Source organism: Azospirillum brasilense, from assembly GCF_003349955.1.
GTDB classification, from domain to species: domain Bacteria; phylum Pseudomonadota; class Alphaproteobacteria; order Azospirillales; family Azospirillaceae; genus Azospirillum; species Azospirillum brasilense_B.
Genome location: NZ_QLKQ01000040.1, coordinates 30,925 through 53,413, shown reverse-complemented (window position 1 = coordinate 53,413; position 22,489 = coordinate 30,925). Strand labels below are relative to the sequence as shown.

Genomic DNA, 22,489 nt, shown 5'->3' with positions numbered 1-22,489 from the left:
GCCGCACGCCATCCAGGGTATCACCGGATCGGAGGCCGCATGAACGAGGTCCAGAACCACGACGAGTCCACCGACGCTGCCGTCATGGGCGACGACGCCGAAAGCATGGCGCCGGTGGTCACCGCCATCCTTGGCACCGCCATCGCCGCGGCGGCCAAGCGCGCCGGAACCGCCGACGTCACCCACGGGGTGATCGCGGGCTTGCGCCTGCTGCGCTCCGCGGCGGAATCGGAGGCCGGCTACACCATGGGGGCGGCGATCGACACCGCCATCCGCACGCGCCTGCTGGTGGAAAACCTGTCGGCCCTGCGCACCACCGGGTCCGCCCCGGCGCCGGTGCCGCTGCCCGCGCCGGGACCGGGGGTGGCCATCGCGTCGGCCATCTTCGTCAGTGCCGCGGAATCCTGCCTGACCGTCAACGCCCACGCCGAGGACAACGGACCGCTGGAGATGGCCGTCTTCGCCTTCTCCACGCAGTTGATCCAGCAGCTCGGCGGGTCGCCGGACTGGCGGGATCTGATGCGCGAACTGCACCGTCCGTCCGAACCGCGCGACGACCGTCCGGTCGAGGCGCTGCCCGACGGCAACACCATCCACTGAGCGTCCCCAATTCTTGTGCGGATTCCGCGGGCGATCGCGGAACTGCACAACAATTGGGGTAAAAACCTGCGATTTTCGGGATTTACGGCCACCGTTCGCGCCATTTCGGGCCTTTTTATGGTACGGGACAAGGCCGCGAACCCTCCATTAGGCTCCCTGTCAATCGGCGGAGACGATCTCCGCACCATGTTCGGGAATCGGGGAGCGGAGCCTTGACCATACACAGCAGCGCCGGGCGGCCCGCCGGAGCCGCGTTCGGCATCGTGCCGTCGTCGCCCGGCGAGGCGCCAACCGCACGCTGCGGCGCATCGCGGGAGGTGGGGCCGGGCTGCGTCGTCGCCGGCGATCCCGCCGGACGGCGCATCATCCTGGTCCACGCGGCGTCCAGCGAATCCCGGGCCTGGACCCGCCTGCTGCGCGCCGTTCCGGCGGGGCAGGAGTGGGTGGCCGTGCCGCGTCCCGATCCGGCGCCGATCAACGGCGCCTCCCGCCTGCGCGGCGACCCGGGCGTGCCGGCGGCGGCGCTGCGTCCGCTTCTGGCGCTCCGCCGCTCGCGCAAGCCGCTTCTCATCGGCTGCGGCAGCGGCGTTTCGGTGGCGTTGCGGGCGGTGCTGGATTTCCCCGAGCTGGTCGGCGGTCTTTTGCTGATCGACCCGATGGCCGGAGAGGCGGTCCGGCCGGGCGTGTTCCGACGCATCGCCGCCCGCATCCTGCCGCCGGTCGCCCGCGACAGCGCGGCGGAGCTTCAGGCCATGGGCCCCATGCTCGACGCGGTCCGCGTGCCGGTCACCTTGGTGCAGGGCAAGGATGGGCCGGACGGCGTGCCGGGCGCGTCCTTTCTGGAACAGCGCCTGACCGGCTGCCGCAACCTGACCGTGGTGACCGTCCCCGGCCAGCAGGTTCTGCCCGCCAAGCACGAGTCGGCGATCCGCGGCGCCTTGGCCGCGTTGGTCGCCTCGGTGGAGCGGGGAGGGGCCTGAGAGCAACGAGTCTCAGGGCGTCCGGTCAGAAGCCGTTCGCGGTGATCGCCGCCTGGGTGCGGTTGCGGACGCCGAGCTGGCGCAGGATCGCGGTGACATGCACCTTCACGGTGCCTTCGGTCAGGCCCAGCTCATGGGCGATCTGCTTGTTGGACTTGCCGTCGCGCAGGCGGTTCAGAACGTCGCGCTGGCGCGGGGTCAATTGGTCGCCCGCTCCGTCGGCCAGGGGGCCCAGCGGATCGCAATCGCCCGCGCCGTTGCCGGATTGCGGGGCGCTGTCGGCGGCCATCCGGTGGTCGCCGCGGATCGCCTGTTCCGGCAGATAGACGCCGCCGGCCAGCACGAGTTGCAGGGCGCCCATCAGCACCTTCGCGCTGCTCGACTTCGGAATGAAGCCGGCGGCGCCGTTCTCCAGCGCGGCCAGAAGGTCCGACCGCTTCTCCGATCCCGACACCACGACCAGCAGCGCCTTGGGCAGCCGCTGGTGGATCTCGCCGAGCAGGGAGAAGCCGTTCCATCCCGGCATCCCGAGATCCAGGAGAATCAGGTCGAAGGCGATGGCGCCGTCGCACAGGCGGCGGACGTCGTCGAACGTCCCGGCCTCGTGAAACACCATGCTGTCGTCCGACTGGGCGAGCAGACGCCGCAGCCCGTCCCGGAACAGCAGGTGGTCGTCGGCAAGCAGAACGTTCAGGGTCGGCTTTTCCGCGCTGTATTCCATGATGCTCATCGTGTCGGGGCTGCGATCCAACCAAATTCGGAACGTATTGCCGAAATAGCCATCATCATTTCGGGGCGGAAGAGGGCCTTTGGTCCTATGGCGCACCACTTATGGCGTGTCACCACACCCAAAACGGGTGATCCGGACGCGACAACGCCGGCCGCGGGATGGCGCGGCCGGCGTTGTCGGTGCCGGGAAGGCAGAACCGCAAGACGCAGGACGATGGATCAGACCACGTTGGCGCTGACCCCGGCGGCTTCCGCCGGCTGGTCGCCGATGCCGTTGTTGAGCGCCCAGATGGCCGCCTGGGTGCGGTTGGAGGCGTTGATCTTGCGCAGCAGGCTCTTCAGATGGACCTTCACCGTGGCCTCCGTGATGTGGAGGTGGTTGGCGATCATCTTGTTGGAGTTGCCGTTCAGCAGGCAGCGCAGGATCTGGATCTCGCGCTGGGACAGGCCCTTGCGGCGGGCCGGGACCTCGGTCGCCAGCTCGTCGCTGCGGCCGTTGATCAGAAGCTCGGCGAGGTGGGTGGGGAACACCTTCTCGCCCATCATCACCAGCTTCAGCGACTGCATCAGCGCTTCGCAGGCGATGTCCTTCATCAGATAGCCGTGGGCGCCGGCGCCGAGCGCCCCCGACAGGCGGCGGGTGCACAGGTCGGTGGTCAGGATGACGACGCGGATGCCGGGGTGGCCGTCGCGCAGGGCGCGGAGCTGGTCGGCCTCGTCCTCGCCGCCGTTGATGAGGTCGATGAGGACCAGATCGGGCTGGGTGCCCGCCGCCTCGACCGCGGGGACGCCCTCGCGCAGGGTGCCCGCCTCGCCCATCACCTTGAAGGGCGTGTTCTCGAACAGACGCTTCATGCCTTCGCGGAAGAGCTTGTTCGCGTCGATCAGGAAAACGTTCACGGGGTCCATTGTTCCTACCCGCCCTCTGTTTGTTTCAATTCGGTCGTTCGTCTGGCGCCTCCGTGGACATCCGGTCCGGGGGGAGGGCCGCTCTCCGCGGCTGTCCGTTTGGTTCCGGGGTGCCACGATCTGATTGGACATTACCCCGGATTTGCGGAACAGAAAATTTCCCCAAAGGAAAAATTATGTCTCGCAATGGGCATATGCCCTAAGCCGAAATAAGACAAACCGTTCAAGGAACCGCTCACGAATGTCCCACGTGGAATAATCAATCGGTCCTGAATTCGGTTCAGCCTGTGATTTGTCTGTGACTGCGGGTGATTCTTGGGATCCTATGGCCGATGTGACTTCGGGCGATTGTGATAAGACAAGCGCTATGGTGTCGGACATAGTGCGGGTCGCGTCCATCTCTGCCCATGGGCCTAGGTCCATGCCCATTGGCGGAGCGCTCCGGCCGTTCCGTCAAGGGAAGGGGTTCGATGCGCCGGGGGGCGTGCTATATACGGTGTCCTCTTTCGAAGAAGGGCGTCTCCCGGCCGCGGGGGAGCCCGCCCAGGAAATCCGGTGCCGCATGTCCGATCCCTACGCCTACGACGACCCGCTGGGCCATGATCCCCTCAGCCACGCGGGCGCCCCGGCCCCCGCGCCGGTCCAGCGCTTCGCCTATCTGGACGGGCTGAACCCCGTTCAGCGCGAGGCGGTGGAGGCTCTGGACGGCCCGGTTCTGGTTCTGGCCGGCGCCGGCACCGGCAAGACGCGGGTGCTGACCACCCGGCTGGCCCATCTGCTGATGACGCGCCGCGCCGCCGCCTTCCAGATCCTGGCGGTGACCTTCACCAACAAGGCCGCCCGCGAGATGCGCGAGCGCGTCGCCCATCTGGTGGGGATCGAGCCGGAGGGCTGGTGGCTGGGCACCTTCCACGCCCTGGCCGCGCGCATCCTGCGCCGCCACGCCGAGCTGGTGGGGTTGAAGTCCAATTTCACCATCCTCGACACCGACGACCAGATCCGCCTGATCAAGCAGCTTCTGGAGGCGGCGAACGTCGATTCCAAGAAGTGGCCGGCGCGGCAGGTGCTGGGCGTGATCGAGCGCTGGAAGGACCGCGGCCTGACCCCGGACCGGCTGAACGAGGGCGACGGCGGTGACGTGGCCGGCGGGCGCGTGGTGGCGCTCTACCGCGCCTATCAGGAGCGGCTGCGCACGCTGAACGCCTGCGACTTCGGCGACCTGCTGCTGCACAACATCACGCTGTTCCAGAAGCACCCGGACGTGCTGGCGGAATACCACCGCAAGTTCAAGTACATCCTGGTCGACGAGTACCAGGACACCAACGTCGCCCAGTATCTGTGGCTGCGCATCCTCTCGCAGGCCCACAAGAACATCTGCTGCGTCGGCGACGAGGACCAGTCGATCTACGCCTGGCGTGGCGCCGAGATCGGCAACATCCTGCGCTTCGAGGCCGACTTCCCCGGCGCCAAGGTGGTGAAGCTGGAGCAGAACTACCGCTCCACCGGGCACATCCTGTCGGCGGCCTCCGGCCTGATCGCCAACAACAAGGGGCGGCTCGGCAAGACGCTGTGGACCCAGGCGGACGGCGGCGAGCCGGTGCGCGTGCGCGGCGTCTGGGACGGCGAGGAGGAGGCCCGCTGGGTCGGCGACGAGATCGAGGCGCTGCAGCGCCAGGGCGTCTCGCTCGCCCAGATCGCCGTGCTGGTCCGCGCCGGCTTCCAGACCCGCGAGTTCGAAGAGCGCTTCATCACGCTGGGCCTGCCCTACCGGGTGATCGGCGGCCCGCGCTTCTACGAGCGGCAGGAGATCCGCGACGCGATGGCCTATCTGCGCGTCGTCAACTCCCCCGACGACGATCTGGCCTTCGAGCGCATCGTCAACGTGCCCAAGCGCGGCGTCGGGCCGGCGGCCCTGCAATGCCTCTATCAGGCGGCGCGCTCGCGCGGGATGCCGCTGACCGAGGCCGGCTGGGCGCTGACCGAGACGGACGAGCTGAAGCCCAAGCTGCGCGGGGTGATGCGCAACCTGCTTCAGGACTTCTTCCGCTGGCGCACCCTGTCGGCGACCATGCCGCACACCGAACTGGCCCGGATGATTTTGGATGAATCCGGCTACACCCGCATGTGGCAGGAGGACAAGACGCCCGAGGCGCCGGGCCGGCTGGAGAACCTGAAGGAACTTATCACCGCCATGGCGGAGTTCGAGAACCTGTCGGGCTTCCTGGAGCACGTCGCCCTGGTCATGGAGAACGCCGAGGCCGCCGGGGTCGATCAGGTCACGGTGATGACCCTGCATGGCGCCAAGGGGCTGGAGTTCGACATGGTCTTCCTGCCCGGCTGGGAGGAGGGCGTGTTCCCCAACCAGCGCGCGCTGGACGAGACCGGCATCGCCGGGCTGGAGGAGGAGCGCCGCCTCGCCTATGTCGGTCTGACCCGGGCGCGCAAGCGGGCCTACATCAGCCACGCCGCCAACCGGCGGCTCTACGGCAACTGGGTCAGCGCCATCCCCTCCCGTTTCGTCGAGGAGATCCCCGGCGGCGACGTCGAGGCCGAGGCGGCGAACGGCCTTTATCCGGGCGGCAACGCCGGGGGCGGGGCGTTTGGCGGGGGAGGGAGCTTCCGCGATTCGTCGAGCTACGCCGCCTTCCGCGCCGGCCAGCAGGCGGCGGGCCGGCAGCAGCCCCCGTCGCCGCGCACCATCACGCTGGACAGCGGGTCCTATCAGGTCGCTCCCCGCGCGCGTCCGAACGCGCCCTTCCCGAAGGGCGCACGGGTGTTCCACCAGAAATTCGGCTACGGCACCGTCACGGCGGTCGACCAGGACAAGCTGGAGATCGACTTCGATCAGGCCGGCAGCAAGAAGGTGATGGACAGCTTCGTGGTGCCGGCGGAGAAGGCGGGCTGAGGATCAGGGGGTGCTGAAGGCGGGGTGACCGATTGCCGCAGCGCCCCGCCGCGGTGACGATCGTCACAGGCCGGGCGGCGGCGTTCGGCTACTGGTGGGGTCCAGACAGCGTCCCCACAGTCACGGAACCCGCCCAGTGTTCGGCAAGAGCAGCACCGCGTTCGAGGTCCAGATCCGCCGCGAGGGACGCTGGACCATCGAGGGGACCTACGACGAGGAGCGCCGGGCCCTGGCCTCCGCCCGCAGTTGGCTGGCCGTCAGAGGGGTGGAGGAGGTCAAGGCCCTCAAGTTCCGCACGCTGGCCGGGCTGTCGCTGGAGACGGTGATCTTCCAGAAGGCCGTTCCGGTGGTGAAGGACAAGCCCATGACGCTGGGCGGCACGGCGGAGGGCGCGCCCTACTGCACGGCCCCCGGCGATCTCTACGGTTTCGAGGCTCGGGTGGTCACCGGGCGGCTGCTGCGCGCCTTCCTCGACAAGTTCCGCATCACCCCGACCGAGCTTCTTCATTCCTGGACCTACCTGCGCAAGCTCGACGAGCAGGGCCTGCTGCTCGGCGCGGCGATCCAGGCGGTGGCCCGCCACCACGCGGACCGCCATGGCGTCGCGGTGCCGGCGCGGGCGCGCGAGCTGCGGGGCTTCGCCGACGCGGTGATGGCGCGTGTCCGGGACTTCCAGGCGGAGCGCAAGGCCCTGCCGGCCTTCGACCCCGCCGACCTGTCCCGCTCCAGCCGCGCCCTGGTCATGGCGGTGGGGGAGGAGGGGCACGATTTCGCCTTCCTCAGCCAGCTCACCGTCCATCTGGCCGACCGCAATTCGCTGGCCGGCAAGCTGGAGATGCTGCTCGACCTGATCGGGCCGGAGGTGGAGCCGCGCCACCTCGCCCTGCTCGACGGGGTGATGGCCGACGCGCTGGGCTCCGCCGAGCTGGTGAAGGAGCTTCTCGGTGCGCAGCCGAACCTCGCCCTGGGTCTGTGCGCGCTGGCCGACCTGATCCTGGGCCGCGACCCGCAGCCGAAGAGCGAGCCGGTCAGCCCGCTGCTCGCCCATGTCGGGGCGCTGATCGTCCAGGGGCGCGCGCCGTGCTGCCGCGCCGTCCTGCTGGAGCGCATCCAGCATTCGCTGAACGGCACCCAGCCGCTCGACCGCCGCGACCCGAAGAAGGAGGCGCTGCTGGCCGACCATCTCGCCACCCACCTGCGCGATCCGCAGGGGCGCCTGCTCGGCGGCGCCGAGGTGGAGAAGGCGCTGGCCCGCCGCCTCATCCGCCACCGTCAGGCCATCCTGCGCGAGCAGGGGATGCACGACATCGCGGACCGGCTGTCGGGGCGGTGACCCCGCCGGCTTCGCCTCACGACTCCGGCGGCGACCAGGGCATTTCGGTCCGCGGCTTGTCCCGCCGCAGCGCTTCGTAGATCTCCACGCCCTTCCCGCGGTCCGTCTCGCACAGCATCATCAGCACGTCGGAGTCGGCGCTGACCGACGTGCAGACCTTCGAATCCCGGGTGCAGGTCGGCTGCGGGTGCGGCGCCAGCCAGTATCCGGGTTGAGCCTTCCGCGCCGCCTCCCAAAAGGCCGTCGTCAGCTTGGTGCTTTCCGCCTCGCTGCCGTCGTTGCGCACCGTGAACAGCGGCGAGTGCACGCTGCTCGAGAACAGGCCCGAACCGGTCATCTGGGCCACGCAGAAGCGTTCGCGCACCGGCGCGGCCGGCAGGACCGGCGCATCGGCGTACACGGCACCCGGCGGCAGGGCCGGGGTCGTGCTGATGATCGGGCCGACGATCAGCTCGCGCGGCTCGCGGGCGCGCCACAGCTTGACCAGCACGCTCTGCCCGCTGGGCACCACGCCCAGAACGCGGCGCATCTGCATCACATCATCCACCGCGACGCCGCGCACCTCCAGGATCACGTCGCCGCCGCGGATGCCCGACAGCTCGGCCGCCTTGCCCGGGACCAGCGCCGTCACCACCAGGCCGCGCGGCGACTCCAGCCCCAAGGCCTGCGTCAGATGGGGTGTCAACGGACCCACAGCCGCTCCCATCGCCCCCTGCGGTTCGCTCGCCGGTGCCGCGGCGGGAGCGGCCGTGCCGGCCACCGCTCCGCCGATGCCATTGGGGCCGGTGGTGACGGTCGTCGCCGGTGCGGAGCCCGCACCCGCCACCGTGCCGCCACCCTCCTCACAGCGCTGCTCCGCCATGACTTGACGCACCGCCTTGATGTTGACCACCACCGCCTCGCGGTACGCCGGGTCCACCGTGGGCAGTTGGTCGATGTAGCCTTTCTGGAGCGACGCCAGGGCTCGGCAGCCCGTGCCCCGGTAGGAGGGGACCATATCGGCCACCAGGGACGCTTCCGATGGCATGTTCGCCGCGTTCATCGCCCCGATCGCCAGCCCGACCGGATCGAGCGCGCAGCCCGACACCATCGCCGCCCCTGAAACCGCCACCAGCGCGGCCATCCATGCCCTGGCCGCTTTGCAAACACGCTGCATCAAGCCCGTCTCCCCCCTGTGCCCACGAAACAGCCTTTGGCGGGCCTCTGGCCCGCTTGTCTCCGGGTGCAGTGTGCCCGCTCAAAAGTGGTAAGAAAAGCGGCAGCAAGCCTGTGACGTGTTTTCGTCGGCCAAAATGTCGCATGCCGGGGTCGATCCAGCGTGGCCGACCGGTTTCCGGGTGCGGCAACCGTGTGCGGCGATGGCGAACGCGCTCGACCGCGGGACGTCCCGGCCGCAGGAAATCTTTGTGTCTCCGCGTCTCTGTGGTTAAGTCTCCCACCAGACAACGACCACCCCATCATCGGCGACCCTCCCCATGTCCTCCTCCAAGCTCTGGCGCATCGCGCTCGTCATTCCCGAAGCCCACGCCCCCGCGTTCGCCGAGGCGATTGGCGACCATGCCGACGCGGTGTCCACCTTCGAGCTGGAGGAGCATGGCGACTGGCTGGTCGAGGCGACGGTCTACGGGCAGCCGGACGAGCCGCGGCTGAATGCCCGCGTCGCCGTTCTGGCCGAGGCCATGGGCATCCCCGAGCCGAAGCTGATCGTCGAGGAGCTGCCGCTCATCGACTGGGTGTCGCACAGCTACCAGGGCTTTCCGCCGATCCAGGCCGGGCGCTTCTTCGTCCACGGCTCCCACCATGAGGGCATCGTCCCGGCGGGCAGCATCCCGCTGCTGGTCGACGCCGCCACCGCCTTCGGCACCGGCGAGCACGGCTCCACCAAGGGCTGCCTGATGGCGCTGGACCGGCTGGCCCGGCGGATGAGCCTGCCGCGCGCCGGCCGGGGCGGGGCGCTCGACATGGGCTGCGGTTCGGGCATCCTGGCTCTGGCGGTGACCAAGCGCTGGCGGGTGCCCGTCACCGCCGTGGACATCGACCCGGAGGCGGTGCGCGTCACCCGCGTCAACGCCGCGCTCAACGGGGTGAAGGCGCGCATCCGCTCGCAGGGCGGCGACGGCTACCACACCGCCATCGTGGGCAAGCACAAGCCCTACCGCCTGATCACCGCCAACATCCTGGCCCGCCCGCTGGCCCGCATGGCGCCGAAGCTCAAGCGCCATCTGCAGCGCGGCGGTGTCGCCATCCTGGCCGGCCTGCTGAACCGGCAGGAGCGCCACGTCATCCAGGCGCACCGCACCCAGGGCCTGCATCTGGTCGCGCGCATCCCGGTCGGCGAATGGACCACCCTTGTGGTGAAGCGCCCGAAGCGGACGGCCGTAAAGGGCTGACGCCCCTGGATTTCGGTCCTCCCGCCGCCAATGTCTTGCGGACATATGGACGACCCGCGGAGGACCGATGCTGAACCGGATCAGGGCGCTGTTCCAGGAGAACGACCCCGGCGACGACCGCCACAGGCTGGAGGCCGCCGCCGCCGCCCTTCTGGTCGAGGCCGCGCGCACCGACAACACCATTTCCCAGGCGGAGCGCGAGCGCATCCTCGACGTCACCCGCCGCCACTTCAAGCTGAGCGAGGAGGAGGCGCAGGACCTGCTGTCCGCCGCCGTGTTCGACACGGAGGGCGCCTCGCCCTACTACCGCTACGTCACGGTGATCAACGACCACTGCCCGCCGGACAAGCGGCTGTGGATCATCGAGATGCTGTGGGAGGTCGCCTACGCCGACGGCGAGCTGAACGACCTGGAATCCAACCTGCTGCGCCGCATCGGCGGTCTGCTGCACGTTCCCGACGTCGACCGCGGCCTCGCCCGCAAGCGCGTGCTGGAGCGGCTGGGCCTGCCCGACGATTCGGGGCTGTAGGGCGTCCCGCCGGGACCGTCGCGCGGCTATGCCCATTCCCGCGCTTGCGCGGTGGGGCGTCCCTGCCTAGCCTGTCGCGGACGGCTTCACCGGATGAGGATCAGCCCCCGTGTCCAGCGCTTACCGCGGCGACGAAACCCTGGCGCAGCTCCTGGCCCAGGCGGGCCTGCCCTACACCCCCGCGGACATCCGCGGCCTCGTCGCCGGGGTGCTCGCCGCGCCGGAGGGGGAGGAGCCCGACGGCTGGCTGGTCCTCGTCGGGGCGCGGCTCCCGGAGGACCTCGCCGGGCAACTCCGCGCCCTGAAGGCCGACCTTGCTGACGGTCGCGTCGCGGAGGCGCCGGATTACGCCGCCCGCATCGCCGCCCTGCGCGGCGTCCTGGCGCGCGCCGACCTCGACGGCTTCATCGTGCCGCGCGGCGACGAGCATCAGGGCGAGTATGTGCCGCCGCGCGCCCAGCGCCTCGCCTGGCTGACCGGCTTCACCGGATCGGCGGGCCACGCCGTCGTCGGGCGGCAGCGCGCCGCCATCTTCGTGGACGGGCGCTACACCCTCCAGGTCCAGACGGAGGTGTCGGGCGATCTCTACGAGTACCGGCATCTGGTCGACGACCCACTGACCGAGTGGGTGGGGGAGGCGCTGCCGCAGGGCGGCCGGCTCGGCTACGACCCGTGGCTGCACACCGCCGGCTGGGTGGAGCGCACCCGCCAGCAGATGGAGCGCATCGGCCTGTCGCTGGTGCCCTGCCCGGACAACCCGGTGGACCGCGTGTGGGCGGACCAGCCGCCGCCCCCCTTGGCCCCGGTGGTCGCCCAGGACCTTCTCTTTGCCGGGGACAGCGCCGCCGACAAGCGCGCCCGCATCGCCGGCGACCTGGCGCGCAACGGCATCGGCGCCGTGGTGCTGACCCAGCCCGACTCCATCGCGTGGCTGCTCAACCTGCGCGGCGCGGACGTGCCCTGCACGCCGCTGCCGCTGTCCTTCGCGATTCTGAAGGATGACGCGCAGGTCGATCTGTTCATCGACCGCCGCAAGCTGGCGCCGGGCGTCGAGGCCCATCTCGGCAACCAGGTCGCCGTGCGCGCCCCGGACGAGCTGGGGACCGCGCTCGACGGGCTGGGTCGCGAGGGGCGCAAGGTGATGGCCGACCCGGCCAGCACCTCGGCCTGGATCTTCGACCGGCTGCACATGGCCGGCGCCAAGCTGGAGCGCGACCCCGACCCCTGTGCCCTGCCCAAGGCCTGCAAGAACGAGGCGGAGCTGGCCGGCACCCGCGCCGCCCACGCCCGCGACGGTGCGGCGCTCGTCCGCTTCCTGCACTGGCTGTCGCAGGAGGCGCCGTCGGGCACGGTGACGGAGATCGCGGCGGCGGACCGGCTGCTGGCCTTCCGCCGCGCCAACGACCGCTTCCGCGGCCTCAGCTTCGACACGATTTCCGGGGCGGGGCCGAACGGCGCCATCGTCCATTACCGGGTGTCGGAGGCGACCGACCGCCGGCTGGAGCCGGGCAGCCTGTTCCTTCTGGACAGCGGCGCCCAGTATCAGGACGGCACCACCGACGTGACGCGCACCATCGCCATCGGCGCGCCGACCCCGGAGATGCGCGAGCGTTTCACGCTGGTCCTCAAGGGGCATATCGCCGTCAGCACGGCGCGATTCCCGCGCGGCACCACCGGGTCGCAGCTCGACACGCTGGCCCGCCTGCCGCTGTGGTCGCTGGGGCTGGACTACGACCACGGCACCGGTCACGGGGTGGGCAGCTACCTGTCGGTGCACGAGGGGCCGCAGCGGATCTCCAAGGTGCCGAACAGCGTGGCCCTGCAGCCGGGCATGATCCTGTCCAACGAGCCCGGCTACTACAAGACCGGCGCCTACGGCATCCGCATCGAGAACCTGATCGTCGTCCAGCCGCTTGACCTGCCCATGGCGGAACGGCCCATGCTGGGGTTCGAGGTGCTGACCCTGGCCCCCATCGACCGCAATCTGGTCGAGCCGGCGCTGCTGACCCAGGCGGAGATCGCGTGGCTGAACGCCTATCACACCCACGTGCGCGAGGCGCTGGAGCCGCGGCTCGCGGGCGAGGGGGATGCCGCCGTGGCGCAATGGCTGAGGCAGGCGACCTCGCCGATCATCGACTGAGGGACATGGTCCGGGATGGAGCATTGCCGGCGGGTGGAAGGCGTGTCGCGCGAGAATCAGCCCGTGCGTTCGCCTGTGAAATCTGGCAAGGTCCCCACCCGACGCAGGGGTATGTCCGTTCGGACCGCCGCCGGACGCGCGTCCGTGCCTTCAAGCGATGCCTCATCGCCTCGGGGAGCGGCCGAAATTCGGCGGTCTTGGTAACCCGATATTTACGGGCGTACGTCACTGTGGCCGTGAGGGATGACTTTTCGGCAGACTTAAGGCATCACAGTCGGACCAGACCGACCCCGGCGCACGCCATGCAGCGCCGGGCGGGCTGAACGCCGGGCCGGGGCCTAGCAACGGAAGAATGCGGAGACGCGTAGATGAAGATCCTTGTCGTCGATGACTACGCCACCATGCGGCGCATCGTGCGGAACCTCCTGACCCAGATCGGCTACACGGACATCGACGAGGCCGGCGACGGCGTCTCGGCCCTGCAGAAGCTGCGCGAGAGCAAGTTCGGCCTCATCATTTCCGACTGGAACATGGAGCCGATGACCGGCCTGCAGCTCCTCAAGGAGATCCGCGCCGACGCCAAGCTCGCCTCGACCCCGTTCATCATGGTCACCGCCGAGAGCAAGACCGAGAACGTGATCGCCGCCAAGCAGGCCGGTGTGAACAACTACATCGTCAAGCCTTTCAACGCCGATACCCTGAAGCAGAAGATCCAGGCCGTCATCGGCGGGTAAGGAGTGGTTGGGTTGGATCAGCTTCCGCAGCTTTCCGAGGAAGAGTTCGACCAGATCGAGGAAGCGATCGCCCGCACGACCAAGGGGCGAGCCTTCCTGCGCCGCTTCCACCGCCGGGCCCATGGGGCAGCGGCGGAGGAGGTGCGCAAGATGCTGCTGGAGTTCCGCAGCTCCTGGCATCAGCAGAGCGAGGTGGTGGAAGCCTCCAAGCACGTCGAGGTGCTGCGGCGCGAGCTGATGGAGATGGCTGCCTCCATCGAGCAGGCGCGGCGCGAGGTCGCAGCCCTGCGTCCGCCCGACGCCGGCGGCGACAAGATCACCTCGGCGACCAACGAGCTGGACGCCATCGTCATCTCCACCGAACGCGCGTCCTTCGAGATCCTGAACGCCGCCGAACGGCTGATGGACCTGTCGGGCAAGCTGAAGGCGGAGGGCGCCGACCCCGGCCTGTGCTCCGAGATCGAGGGGGAGGTGACCAACATCTTCACCGCCTGCTCGTTCCAGGACCTGACCGGCCAGCGCACCAGCAAGGTGGTCAACGCGCTGCGCTACATCGAGCAGCGCGTCAACGCGATGATCAACATCTGGGGCGTCGAGAAGCTCGCCGGCCTCCAGGTCGCGCCTGACAACACGGACACCCGGCCGGACGCCCATCTGCTGAACGGCCCGCAGCTCGACGGCCTCGGCGTCAGCCAGGCCGACGTGGACAGCATGTTCGACAGCCCGGCGATGGCGGTGCCCCCGCCACCGGCTCACGAACCGCCGCCCGCTCCGCCTCCGGCCCCCGCTCCGGCGGCCCCGGCCCAGACCGGAGCCAAGGCGAGTCAGGCCGACATCGACAGCCTGTTCGACAGCCCGGTTCCCGCTCCGGCCGCTCCGGCCAAGGCCAGCCAGGCGGACATCGACAGCCTGTTCGACAGCCCGGCCCCTGCCGCTCCGGCCAAGGCCAGCCAGGCGGACATCGACAGCTTGTTCGACAGTCCGGCTCCCGCCCCGGCCGCGGCTCCGCCGGCCCCCGCTCCGGCTCCGGCCCCTGCCGCCAAGAAGCCGGTGCCGAAGCCGGCCACGGCGGCAAAGCCCACCCCGAAGCCGGCCCCGGCTGCCAAGCCGGCGGCCGCCCCGCCGCCCGCGGCGGACGAGCCTCCGACTCCGCTGGATCAGGCGGCCATCGACGCCCTGTTCGGCTGACCTCACGGTCAACAAGACGGTTCGGCGTCGGATTTGTGAAGAGTTGCCGCCGCACCAAACGGCGGGCGCATTGGGACCTTGAAGTTTGCTATGACGATCGTCGCCCGCCGGGTCGATGCCGGCCTTGGCGGGCAGTCCTGACCAGACGGGCCGGCGTGCGCGGATGCCCCGGACGTCCCTTCGGAAAGAGGCGCAGCCCGCATGAGGAATCTCTCGAAACCCTTCATGGCGGAGCTTCAAAAGGCCCGCCGGACCGGCAATCCCTATCAGGCGGTGGTGGACGACGCCTCCGCCCTGGCGCCGGCGCTGGCGTCGCTGCCGTCCGGTCCGGTCACGGTTGACAACAGCGACGTCATCCGCGCCATCGGCGACCTCGGCGCGAAGCTCGACCGCTTCCTGACCATGGACGCCCAGCAGATCGACCAGATCCAGGTCGAGATCGCCGACATCTCGGGCCGCATCAAGGCCACCAAGGTGGAGATGGCGGCGATCCGCCACCCGCTGGCCGGCGACGACAAGTTCGTGCAGGCGTCCCAGGAACTGAACGCCGTCGTCTCGGCGACGGAGGCCGCCACCAACACCATCATGGCCTGCGCCGAGGAACTGGAGGAGGTCGTTCACGAGCTGAAGTCGTCGCTGCCGGAGGGCTACCACGCCGACCGCGTCAACGACATGAACGACGTGATCGTCCGCATCTACGAGGCCTGCAACTTCCAGGACCTGACCGGCCAGCGCATCACCAAGGTCGTCCGCGCCCTGTCCTTCATCGAGGAGCGCGTCGACGCGATGATGAGCCACTGGAACAAGCGCGAGTTCGAGGCGATGCCGCTGCCGCCCACCGTCACCAAGATGGACGAGTCGCTGGAGCTGCACGGCCCGGCCGACCATCAGGAAATGGGCAACATCAGCCAGGCCGACATCGACGCCCTCTTTGGCTGATCAGTTCGGCTGATCGCCGTCCATTCCGGGTGTCCGTCCGCGTCATGCCGGCGAGGTTCGAAATTTGTTCGCCGAAGCGGCTTGCCGCCCCCGCGCCCCGGCGTGCTATATAGGGCCAACTTCGAAAGCATCGCGACGACCATGCCCTGCCGTTTTTCCCGTCTGCCGCTTGCGGCCCTCCTCCTGGCTTCCGCCCTGACCGCCTGCTCCTCGACCAAACCCGAGGACCAGTATGTCGAGCGTCCGGCCGAGCAGATCTACCAAGAGGCCGACGCCGCCATGCGGGAAGAGCGGTTCAAGGTGGCCGCCAAGCTCTATGACGAGGTGGAGCGCCAGCACCCCTATTCCGAATGGGCGGGCAAGGCGCAGATCATGGCGGCCTACGCCCATTACCAGGACCTGAAGTACGACGACGCCATCCTGGCGCTCGACCGCTACATCCAGCTCCATCCGGGCAGCCCCGACGTCTCCTACGCCTACTACATGCGGGCGCTGTCCTATTACGAGCAGATCACCGACGTCCGCCGCGACCAGCGCATGACCCGTCTGGCGCTCGACGCGCTGTCGGAGGTCGTGCGCCGCTTCCCGGACAGCCAGTACGCCCGCGACGCCAAGATCAAGATCGACCTGACCAACGACCATCTCGCCGGCAAGGAGATGGAGGTCGGGCGCTTCTATCTGAAGCAGGGGCAGTACACCGCGGCCATCGGCCGGTTCCGCACGGTGATTGAAAACTACCAGACCACCTCCCACGTCCCTGAGGCGCTGCACCGGCTGGTGGAGTGCTATCTGGCGCTGGGAATCACGGACGAGGCGAAGACCGCCGCCGCCGTGCTCGGCCACAACTTCCCCGGCAGCGAATGGTACACGGACAGCTACGCACTGCTGGTGGACGCCAACGTGCGTCCGGAGCGAAACGAGAAGTCCTGGATCAGCAGAGCCTGGAGCTCCCTGTTCTAGGACGATCCATGCTGGCCTCGCTGACGATCCGGGACGTCGTCCTGATCGAGCGGCTGGGGCTGGGCTTCCGCAAGGGCCTGTGCGTCCTCACCGGCGAGACCGGTGCGGGCAAGTCGATCCTGCTCGACGCGCTGGGTCTTGCGCTCGGTGCGCGGGCCGATTCGGGCCTCGTCCGCCACGGCGCCGATCAGGCGTCGGTGACGGCGGAGTTCGACCTGTCCGGCGACCACCCGGCGCTCGCCATCCTCAAGGAGCAGGGGCTCGACCCCGAGGAACGGCTGGTCGTCCGCCGCACCGTCAGCGCCGACGGACGCAGCCGCGCCTGGGTCAACGACCAGGCGGTCGGCGTCGGCCTGCTGAAGCGGCTGGGCGAGGAGCTGGTCGAGGTCCATGGCCAGTTCGACACCCACGGCCTGCTGAATCCGCAAACCCACCGCGGCGTTCTGGACGCCTACGCCGGTCTGTCCGGCCACGCCGCCCAGGTCGCCGCCGCCCACCGGGCGTGGAGGCAGGTCGAGGACGCGCGCGCCAACGCCGCCGCCGAGATCGCCCGCGCCCGCTCGGAGGAGGAGTATCTCCGCCACGCCGTGGCCGAGCTGGATGCCCTCGCCCCCAAGCCGGGCGAGGAAGAGGAACTCGCCGAGACCCGCGCCGTGCTGATGCACCGGGAAAAGCTGGTCGACGCGCTGAACGCCGCCTATGGGGAGCTGTCGGGCGACCGCGGGGTGGAGCGCGCCCTGTCCTCGGCCATCCGCACGCTGAGCCGCATCGCCGACAAGGCCGCCGGCAAGCTCGACCCGGTCATCGCCGCCCTGGACCGCGCCGCGACCGAGGCGGGGGAGGCCATCGCCGGTCTCCAAGCCGTGTCCTCCGACGTGGACATGGACCCGCAGGCCCTGGAAAAGCTGGAGGAGCGGCTGTTCGCCCTGCGCGCCGCCGCCCGCAAGCACGGGGTGGACGTGGACGCGCTGGCTCCCCTGCGCAAGGACATGGCCGACCGGCTGCTGCTGATCGAGGATCAGGGCGATCTGCTGGCCCGCCTCGCCCGCGAGGCGGAGATCGCCCGGGATGCCTACCGCAAGGCCGCCGAGTCGCTCAGCGGGGAGCGCCAGCAGGCTGCCGGCCGCCTGGACGCCGCCGTCGCCACGGAACTCGCTCCGCTGAAGCTGGAAAAAGCGAAGTTCCGCACGCTGGTCGAGCCGCTGGCCGACGAATCGGATTGGACGGCGTCGGGCATGGACCGCGTCGCCTTCCAGGTCGCCACCAACCCCGGCTCGCCCCCCGGCGCGCTGAACAAGATTGCGTCGGGCGGTGAACTGGCGCGCTTCATGCTGGCGCTGAAGGTGGTGCTGGCCCAGACCTCGACCGTCGGCACGCTGGTGTTCGACGAGGTGGACACCGGCATCGGCGGCGCCGTCGCCGCCGCGGTGGGCGAGCGGCTGAAGACGCTCGGCAACGGGCTCCAGGTGCTCGTGGTCACCCACAGCCCGCAGGTTGCCGCCCGCGGCTCCATCCACCTCAAGGTGCAGAAGTCGGTGAAGGGCGAGCAGGTGACGACCGGCGTGGTCGAACTGGACGGCGACGACCGCCGCGAGGAGATCGCCCGCATGCTGTCCGGCGCCACCGTCACCGCCGAGGCCCGCGCCGCCGCCGACAGCCTGATCGCCGGGCGGGGATAGTGCTTCTGTCCCCTCTCCCCTCCGGGGAGAGGGTTAGGGTGAGGGGGTTGCGCTTTTGCCGAACGTACCGCTATGGCGGGACCCCCTCACCGGCCCTTCGGGCCACCCTCTCCCCGCTTTCGGCGGACCGGAGGTCCGCCTGTCGCGTCAGCGCAAACGAAGTTTGCGCGTGAGCGGAGGGGAGAGGGCTAAATCCTCCGTCCAGGTCACAGCATTCGCCCGCAGCGGTCATACGGCGGCCACAGCAAAACACGCATAGTCCAGCCTTGCGCGTCCGGTAACCGGGCGCCGTTCGCCCAAGAACGAACGCCCAAGAACGAACAAGGTTGGCAAGATGTCGAACAGCTCCGCTTCCGCCGGCAACGTCGTCGTGATCGACAGCGGCCTGTCCTCCGCCTGGAACACGGGTCGGCTGGTCTATCAGTATGACTTCTACGGAAACGACAACGACGTCATGGTCGCCAACGCGAACACGCACGGCGCCCTGGTCACCGCGGAAATCCTGGAGAACGCGCCGGACGTCGGCATCATCGCGCTGAAGGTCATGCCCGATGACGGCAGCGGCGCCAGCGAGGCCAACATCGAGAAGGCCCTGCAGTGGGTTGTCGCCAACGCCGACGCCTACAACATCACGGCTGTGAACCTGTCGCTGGGCGGCGGCGCGCAGACGACCGCGGCCACCACCTCGATCTCCGACGAGTTGGCGGCGCTGGCCGCCAAGCGCGTGCTGACCGTGGCCGCCGCCGGCAACAGCGGCGACGGCGGGGTGTCGCAGAGCGTGTCCAGCTACTCGGCCGACGTGAACCAAATCTGCGTCTCGGCTTCCACCGGCGACGGCGCCTTCCCGTCCTGGGCGCAGCGCAGCCCGTCCCTGACCGACGTTTGCGCCGACGGCACCGACGTGCGGATCACCAACCTCTCGGGCGTCACCTACACGGCCAACGGCTCCTCCTTCGCCGCTCCGGCGGTCACCGCGGCGGTGGCGAAAGCGCAGCAGGCGTGGGTGGAGCAGACCGGCACCCGGCTGACCCAGTCGGAGTTCCTCGATCTCGCCCGCAGCACCGGCAAGGCGATGGGCACCGCCGGCTATTTCGAGCTGGACACCGATGCCCTGCTCGCCAAGATCGCCCAGTCCGCCCCGGTCTCCACGGCGCAGAGCGCCACGACGATCACCGTCAACGCCTCCGGCGCCCCGGCCGGCGGGGTGAACGCCCATTTCAAGCTGCTGGTGGACGGCAAGACGGTGGGGCAGGCCACGGTGGATTCGGCGGCGAAGGACTACAGCTTCACCACCAACCTGACCGCCGACCAGGCCCACAAGGTGCAGGTCCAGTACGACAACGACGGCTTCGTGAACGGCCAGGACCGCAACCTGTTCGTCAACAAGGTCACCATCAACGGCACCGCCCACAGCCCGACCGCCGCCAACGTCACCTATGACAAGGGCGCTCTCGACGGCAAGGACGTGGTGAAGGGCCAGTCGTCCATGTGGTGGGGCGGTACGCTGGTGGTCGATGCCCCGGCCAAGGATTTCCCGGTCCAGGCGGCGCCGGCCAACACGACCATCACGGTCAACGCCTCCGGCACACCGGCCGGCGGGGTGAACGCCCACTTCAACCTGCTGGTCGATGGCCACAAGATCGGCGAGGGCGTGGCCGGCACGGCGGCCAAGGACTATACCTTCGCCACCAACCTGACCGCCGATCAGGCGCACAAGGTCCAGGTGCAATACGACAACGACGCCGTGGTGAACGGGCAGGATCGCTCGCTGTTCGTCAACAAGGTCACCATCAACGGCCACGCCGTCGCTCCCACGGCGTCGAACGTCACCTACGACAAGGGCGCGCTCGACGGGAAGGACGTGGTCAAGGGGCAGGCCGGCCTGTGGTGGAACGGCACGCTGGTGGTCGACGCCGACAAGTCCTGGTTCCCCTCCGCTACTGGGATGGGCGCCAACGGGATGGGCGCCGTGGCGTCGGCCCAGTCCGTGAACCAGCTCGCGGATGGCCAGGACACCGTGTGGCAGCATCTCGTCGCCCAGGGGTTGGAGGCGGCGGCTCCATCGCATGGGGATCATGGGGCGCCGCTGTACGACGCCGCGTCGATGGACGCCTACGCCCTCGCCCACGCCGCGACTCCGGCGGAGCATCACCCCGACCCGCTGCACCCGCTCGACATGGTTTGAGGGCGGCCCCGTTCACGAAAGTCCGTTTCCGCTCGTCCTTTCCAGTGGTGTCCGGCCGGTGCGCGTCTTCGCGGGCGCCGGCGGCACCGCTGCCGATCGAGGAGGAGCGATGCCCAGGGAAAAATTCATCGGGAACGACAGCCATCACGATATGGCGTGCCATGTCTTCGCCCTGTCCGGCGATCCCGACACGGCCATCGCGGTCAACGCCCGGTACGCCAAGCTGGGCGACCTGCTCTACGGGGTGGAGGTGGTCCCGGTCGACGACGAGGTCGCCAACGGGCTGACAACGGTCACCAACAACGACATCTGGACATGTCCGGGGCCCGATCAGCCTGCGGCGCAGGTCGCTCCGATCAGCCTCACTCTGCTGTGCCGGGAGTTCGGGTTTGCGCCGCAGGAAGGCAGCGGCATCCGTCTGTGGGGCCGCTTTCTTCCGGGGCAGGTGCTGCCGCAGCACATGTATGTGACCACGCCCAACGGCATGATCTGGGACACCATGCCGGGGATGCCGATCTACCGCCGCATCAACCAGGACGGACGGAATCCCGGGGCCGAGGGTGACGGACCCGACGGGCAGGACATCATGTTGGCCCCCGACGAGGTCTTCAGCATCGAGGTGGCGTCCCTGGCCCTGAAAACCCGGGAGGTCATCGAAACCCCCAACGACCAGTGGGAAGTGGATGCCGGGGATGCCGACGCGGGTCAGGCCGGGCTGAACGGGCTTGGAGCCGGCGGCGATTTCATCGGCGGCGAGGACGAGAACGCGCTGGGCGATCCCTGACTCCTGGCCGCCGCCGATCCCGTCCGGTCACGCCGCCACGCGCAGGGACATCATGTGCGACAGGAACTTGTCCAGCGCGGTACGCAGTTCCTCCGCCGTCCCGGTCAGCCGTGCGGTGGTGTGAAAGGCGTCCTCGACCGATGCCATGACCGACCGCGCGCCGTCGGCAAGGTGCCCGGCCTCTTCGGACATGTGTTCCGCGGACCGGCTGGCCTCATGGATGTTCTGGGCGATTTCCCGCGTCGCGTCGTTCTGCTGGCCCATGATGGACAGCACGTCCTGCGAATGGGTGCGCAACGACCCGACCACCGCGCCGATCCCGGCGATCTCGTCGCGGGTCCGCCCGGTCGCGCCATCGATTTCCTGCAACAGGCGGGTGATGTCCTCGGTCGCACCGGCGGTCTGCTTGGCGAGCACCTTCACCTCCGCCGCCACGACGGAGAAGCCACGCCCGGCCTCGCCGGCGCGGGCCGCCTCGATGGTGGCGTTGAGGGCCAGCAGGTTGGTCTGGTTGGCGATGGTGTTGATCAGCTTCAGCGTTCCACCGATCCGCCCGGCGATCCCGGCCAGCGCGGTGACCGCCTCGGTGGAGCGCTGGGTGGCGGCCTGGGCCTCGGTGACGATGGAGAAGGCGCTTTCCATGCGCGACACCACGCTGTGGTTGGTGGCGGTCAGCTCCTCGGCGGCGGCGGCGATGGCGCGGGCGTTGCTGGCGGTGCCGGAGACCGCGCCGGTCAGATGCTCCGTGCGCACGCCGGTGTCCTGGGCGATGCCGCGCACCGTGCCGGTCGCCGCGTTGACCGCCGCCGCCGACTGTCCGACGGTTTCGATGGTGCCCTGCACCGTGTCCCGGAAATTCTCCGCCAGCTCGACCAGCATCCGGTTGGTCATGGTCATCACGGCGGTGCTGTAGGCGTCGAAGGACAGGTCGAGATCGAGGAAGATCGCGGTTTCCACCGCCCCCATGATCTTCATGGCGCGCGGCGCGTCGCGGCGGTGCCGCTCGCCGATCAGCCCGCCCAGCCGTCCCATGACCAGCCGGTAGGCGCCGAAGTACCAGCGCGGGTGCAGGCCGATGCGGTAATGCGCCTGACCCACCGCCTTCACGCGCGTCAGGTAGACGTCGTCGAAGCTTCCGGAAAACAGATGCCGCCAGTGGTTGACCTGAGCTTCCTTCAACCGCTCGACGGATTTCCCATCAAGGATTTTCCGGAGTTCGGGAATGGCGAGAAGGTGGTCGTAGAAGTCTTTGAGAATGACGGGCAGGTGGGGCTCGGCAATGCTCCAGGCTTCCTTCAAAAGCGTGGCCGTCTCGCCACCGATCCGCAGAAAGGAAAGGCGTTCCTGAACGCCGCTTCGAATGCCACTGTCCATGGTGTTGGTCTCTTTGTTCTTGGTTGGCAAGCGTTGGCGCGCGGCTGGACCGGGGCTCCTCCTGGTTGGCTGCCGCTCGGTTATCACCATACGAGGATCATGGACATGACAGTTTTAACGATCGGTTTCAT

The 22,489-nt window shown here is 69.2% G+C and carries 18 protein-coding genes; 14 read left to right on the top strand and 4 right to left on the bottom strand.

Annotation, left to right across the window (positions count from 1 at the left end; translation table 11 throughout):
* Positions 1-39 precede the first annotated feature (39 nt).
* Both DXK32_RS18190 and DXK32_RS18185 read left to right on the top strand, forming a co-directional pair.
* A complete protein-coding gene (locus tag DXK32_RS18190; protein WP_114859809.1) occupies positions 40-600 on the top strand; it encodes a hypothetical protein in 561 nt (186 codons plus the stop codon).
* Positions 601-812: 212 nt separating this feature from the next.
* Positions 813-1,580 carry an alpha/beta fold hydrolase gene (locus tag DXK32_RS18185; RefSeq protein ID WP_114859808.1) on the top strand — a complete coding sequence of 256 codons (768 nt, stop codon included), beginning with the start codon at positions 813-815 and terminating at the stop codon, positions 1,578-1,580.
* A gap of 25 nt (positions 1,581-1,605) precedes the next feature.
* On the opposite strand, the gene DXK32_RS18180 is transcribed toward DXK32_RS18185, so the two are convergent.
* Both DXK32_RS18180 and DXK32_RS18175 read right to left on the bottom strand, forming a co-directional pair.
* Positions 1,606-2,301, bottom strand: a complete 696-nt coding sequence (locus DXK32_RS18180) for a LuxR C-terminal-related transcriptional regulator (RefSeq protein ID WP_432612354.1) — start codon at positions 2,299-2,301, stop codon at positions 1,606-1,608.
* A 227-nt stretch (positions 2,302-2,528) separates the two neighbouring features.
* Entirely contained in the window at positions 2,529-3,218 is a 690-nt protein-coding gene (locus DXK32_RS18175; protein ID WP_114859807.1) for a LuxR C-terminal-related transcriptional regulator, read from the bottom strand.
* Positions 3,219-3,780: 562 nt separating this feature from the next.
* On the opposite strand from DXK32_RS18175, the gene DXK32_RS18170 reads away from it, so the two are divergent.
* Both DXK32_RS18170 and DXK32_RS18165 read left to right on the top strand, forming a co-directional pair.
* A complete protein-coding gene (locus tag DXK32_RS18170; RefSeq protein ID WP_114859806.1) occupies positions 3,781-6,123 on the top strand; it encodes an ATP-dependent helicase in 2,343 nt (780 codons plus the stop codon).
* 136 nt (positions 6,124-6,259) lie between these two features.
* Positions 6,260-7,456 (top strand): hypothetical protein, encoded by a 1,197-nt coding sequence (locus DXK32_RS18165; RefSeq protein ID WP_114859805.1) that lies wholly within the window; start codon positions 6,260-6,262, stop codon positions 7,454-7,456.
* A gap of 16 nt (positions 7,457-7,472) precedes the next feature.
* Here DXK32_RS18165 and DXK32_RS18160 read toward each other — a convergent pair whose 3' ends face one another.
* The gene (locus DXK32_RS18160; RefSeq protein WP_162801242.1) at positions 7,473-8,612 is read right to left on the bottom strand and encodes a PDZ domain-containing protein; all 1,140 of its coding nucleotides are present in this window, start codon (positions 8,610-8,612) and stop codon (positions 7,473-7,475) included.
* Between the two features lie 319 nt (positions 8,613-8,931).
* Here DXK32_RS18160 and DXK32_RS18155 point away from each other — a divergent pair, with 319 nt between their 5' ends.
* From DXK32_RS18155 to DXK32_RS18110, 10 genes are all read left to right on the top strand, one after another.
* Positions 8,932-9,846, top strand: a complete 915-nt coding sequence (locus tag DXK32_RS18155) for a 50S ribosomal protein L11 methyltransferase (RefSeq protein ID WP_114859803.1) — start codon at positions 8,932-8,934, stop codon at positions 9,844-9,846.
* A 67-nt stretch (positions 9,847-9,913) separates the two neighbouring features.
* Positions 9,914-10,375 carry a TerB family tellurite resistance protein gene (locus tag DXK32_RS18150; protein ID WP_114859802.1) on the top strand — a complete coding sequence of 154 codons (462 nt, stop codon included), beginning with the start codon at positions 9,914-9,916 and terminating at the stop codon, positions 10,373-10,375.
* A 109-nt stretch (positions 10,376-10,484) separates the two neighbouring features.
* Positions 10,485-12,515: a M24 family metallopeptidase gene (locus DXK32_RS18145; protein ID WP_114859801.1), complete on the top strand. Its 2,031-nt coding sequence runs from the start codon at positions 10,485-10,487 to the stop codon at positions 12,513-12,515.
* Between the two features lie 368 nt (positions 12,516-12,883).
* A complete protein-coding gene (locus tag DXK32_RS18140) occupies positions 12,884-13,249 on the top strand; it encodes a chemotaxis response regulator CheY (protein WP_014241240.1) in 366 nt (121 codons plus the stop codon).
* A 3-nt stretch (positions 13,250-13,252) separates the two neighbouring features.
* Positions 13,253-14,437, top strand: a complete 1,185-nt coding sequence (locus DXK32_RS18135) for a protein phosphatase CheZ (protein ID WP_114859800.1) — start codon at positions 13,253-13,255, stop codon at positions 14,435-14,437.
* Between the two features lie 201 nt (positions 14,438-14,638).
* The gene (locus DXK32_RS18130) at positions 14,639-15,376 is read left to right on the top strand and encodes a protein phosphatase CheZ (RefSeq protein ID WP_114859799.1); all 738 of its coding nucleotides are present in this window, start codon (positions 14,639-14,641) and stop codon (positions 15,374-15,376) included.
* A gap of 141 nt (positions 15,377-15,517) precedes the next feature.
* Entirely contained in the window at positions 15,518-16,336 is an 819-nt protein-coding gene (locus tag DXK32_RS18125) for an outer membrane protein assembly factor BamD (protein ID WP_014241237.1), read from the top strand.
* Between the two features lie 8 nt (positions 16,337-16,344).
* Positions 16,345-18,015, top strand: a complete 1,671-nt coding sequence (gene recN / locus DXK32_RS18120; protein WP_114859798.1) for a DNA repair protein RecN — start codon at positions 16,345-16,347, stop codon at positions 18,013-18,015.
* A gap of 334 nt (positions 18,016-18,349) precedes the next feature.
* Positions 18,350-20,200 carry a carbohydrate-binding domain-containing protein gene (locus DXK32_RS33180; protein ID WP_247877218.1) on the top strand — a complete coding sequence of 617 codons (1,851 nt, stop codon included), beginning with the start codon at positions 18,350-18,352 and terminating at the stop codon, positions 20,198-20,200.
* Positions 20,201-20,309: 109 nt separating this feature from the next.
* Positions 20,310-20,984: a hypothetical protein gene (locus tag DXK32_RS18110; protein ID WP_162801241.1), complete on the top strand. Its 675-nt coding sequence runs from the start codon at positions 20,310-20,312 to the stop codon at positions 20,982-20,984.
* A gap of 27 nt (positions 20,985-21,011) precedes the next feature.
* Here DXK32_RS18110 and DXK32_RS18105 read toward each other — a convergent pair whose 3' ends face one another.
* Positions 21,012-22,358 (bottom strand): globin-coupled sensor protein, encoded by a 1,347-nt coding sequence (locus tag DXK32_RS18105; RefSeq protein ID WP_162801239.1) that lies wholly within the window; start codon positions 22,356-22,358, stop codon positions 21,012-21,014.
* Positions 22,359-22,489: the final 131 nt, after the last annotated feature.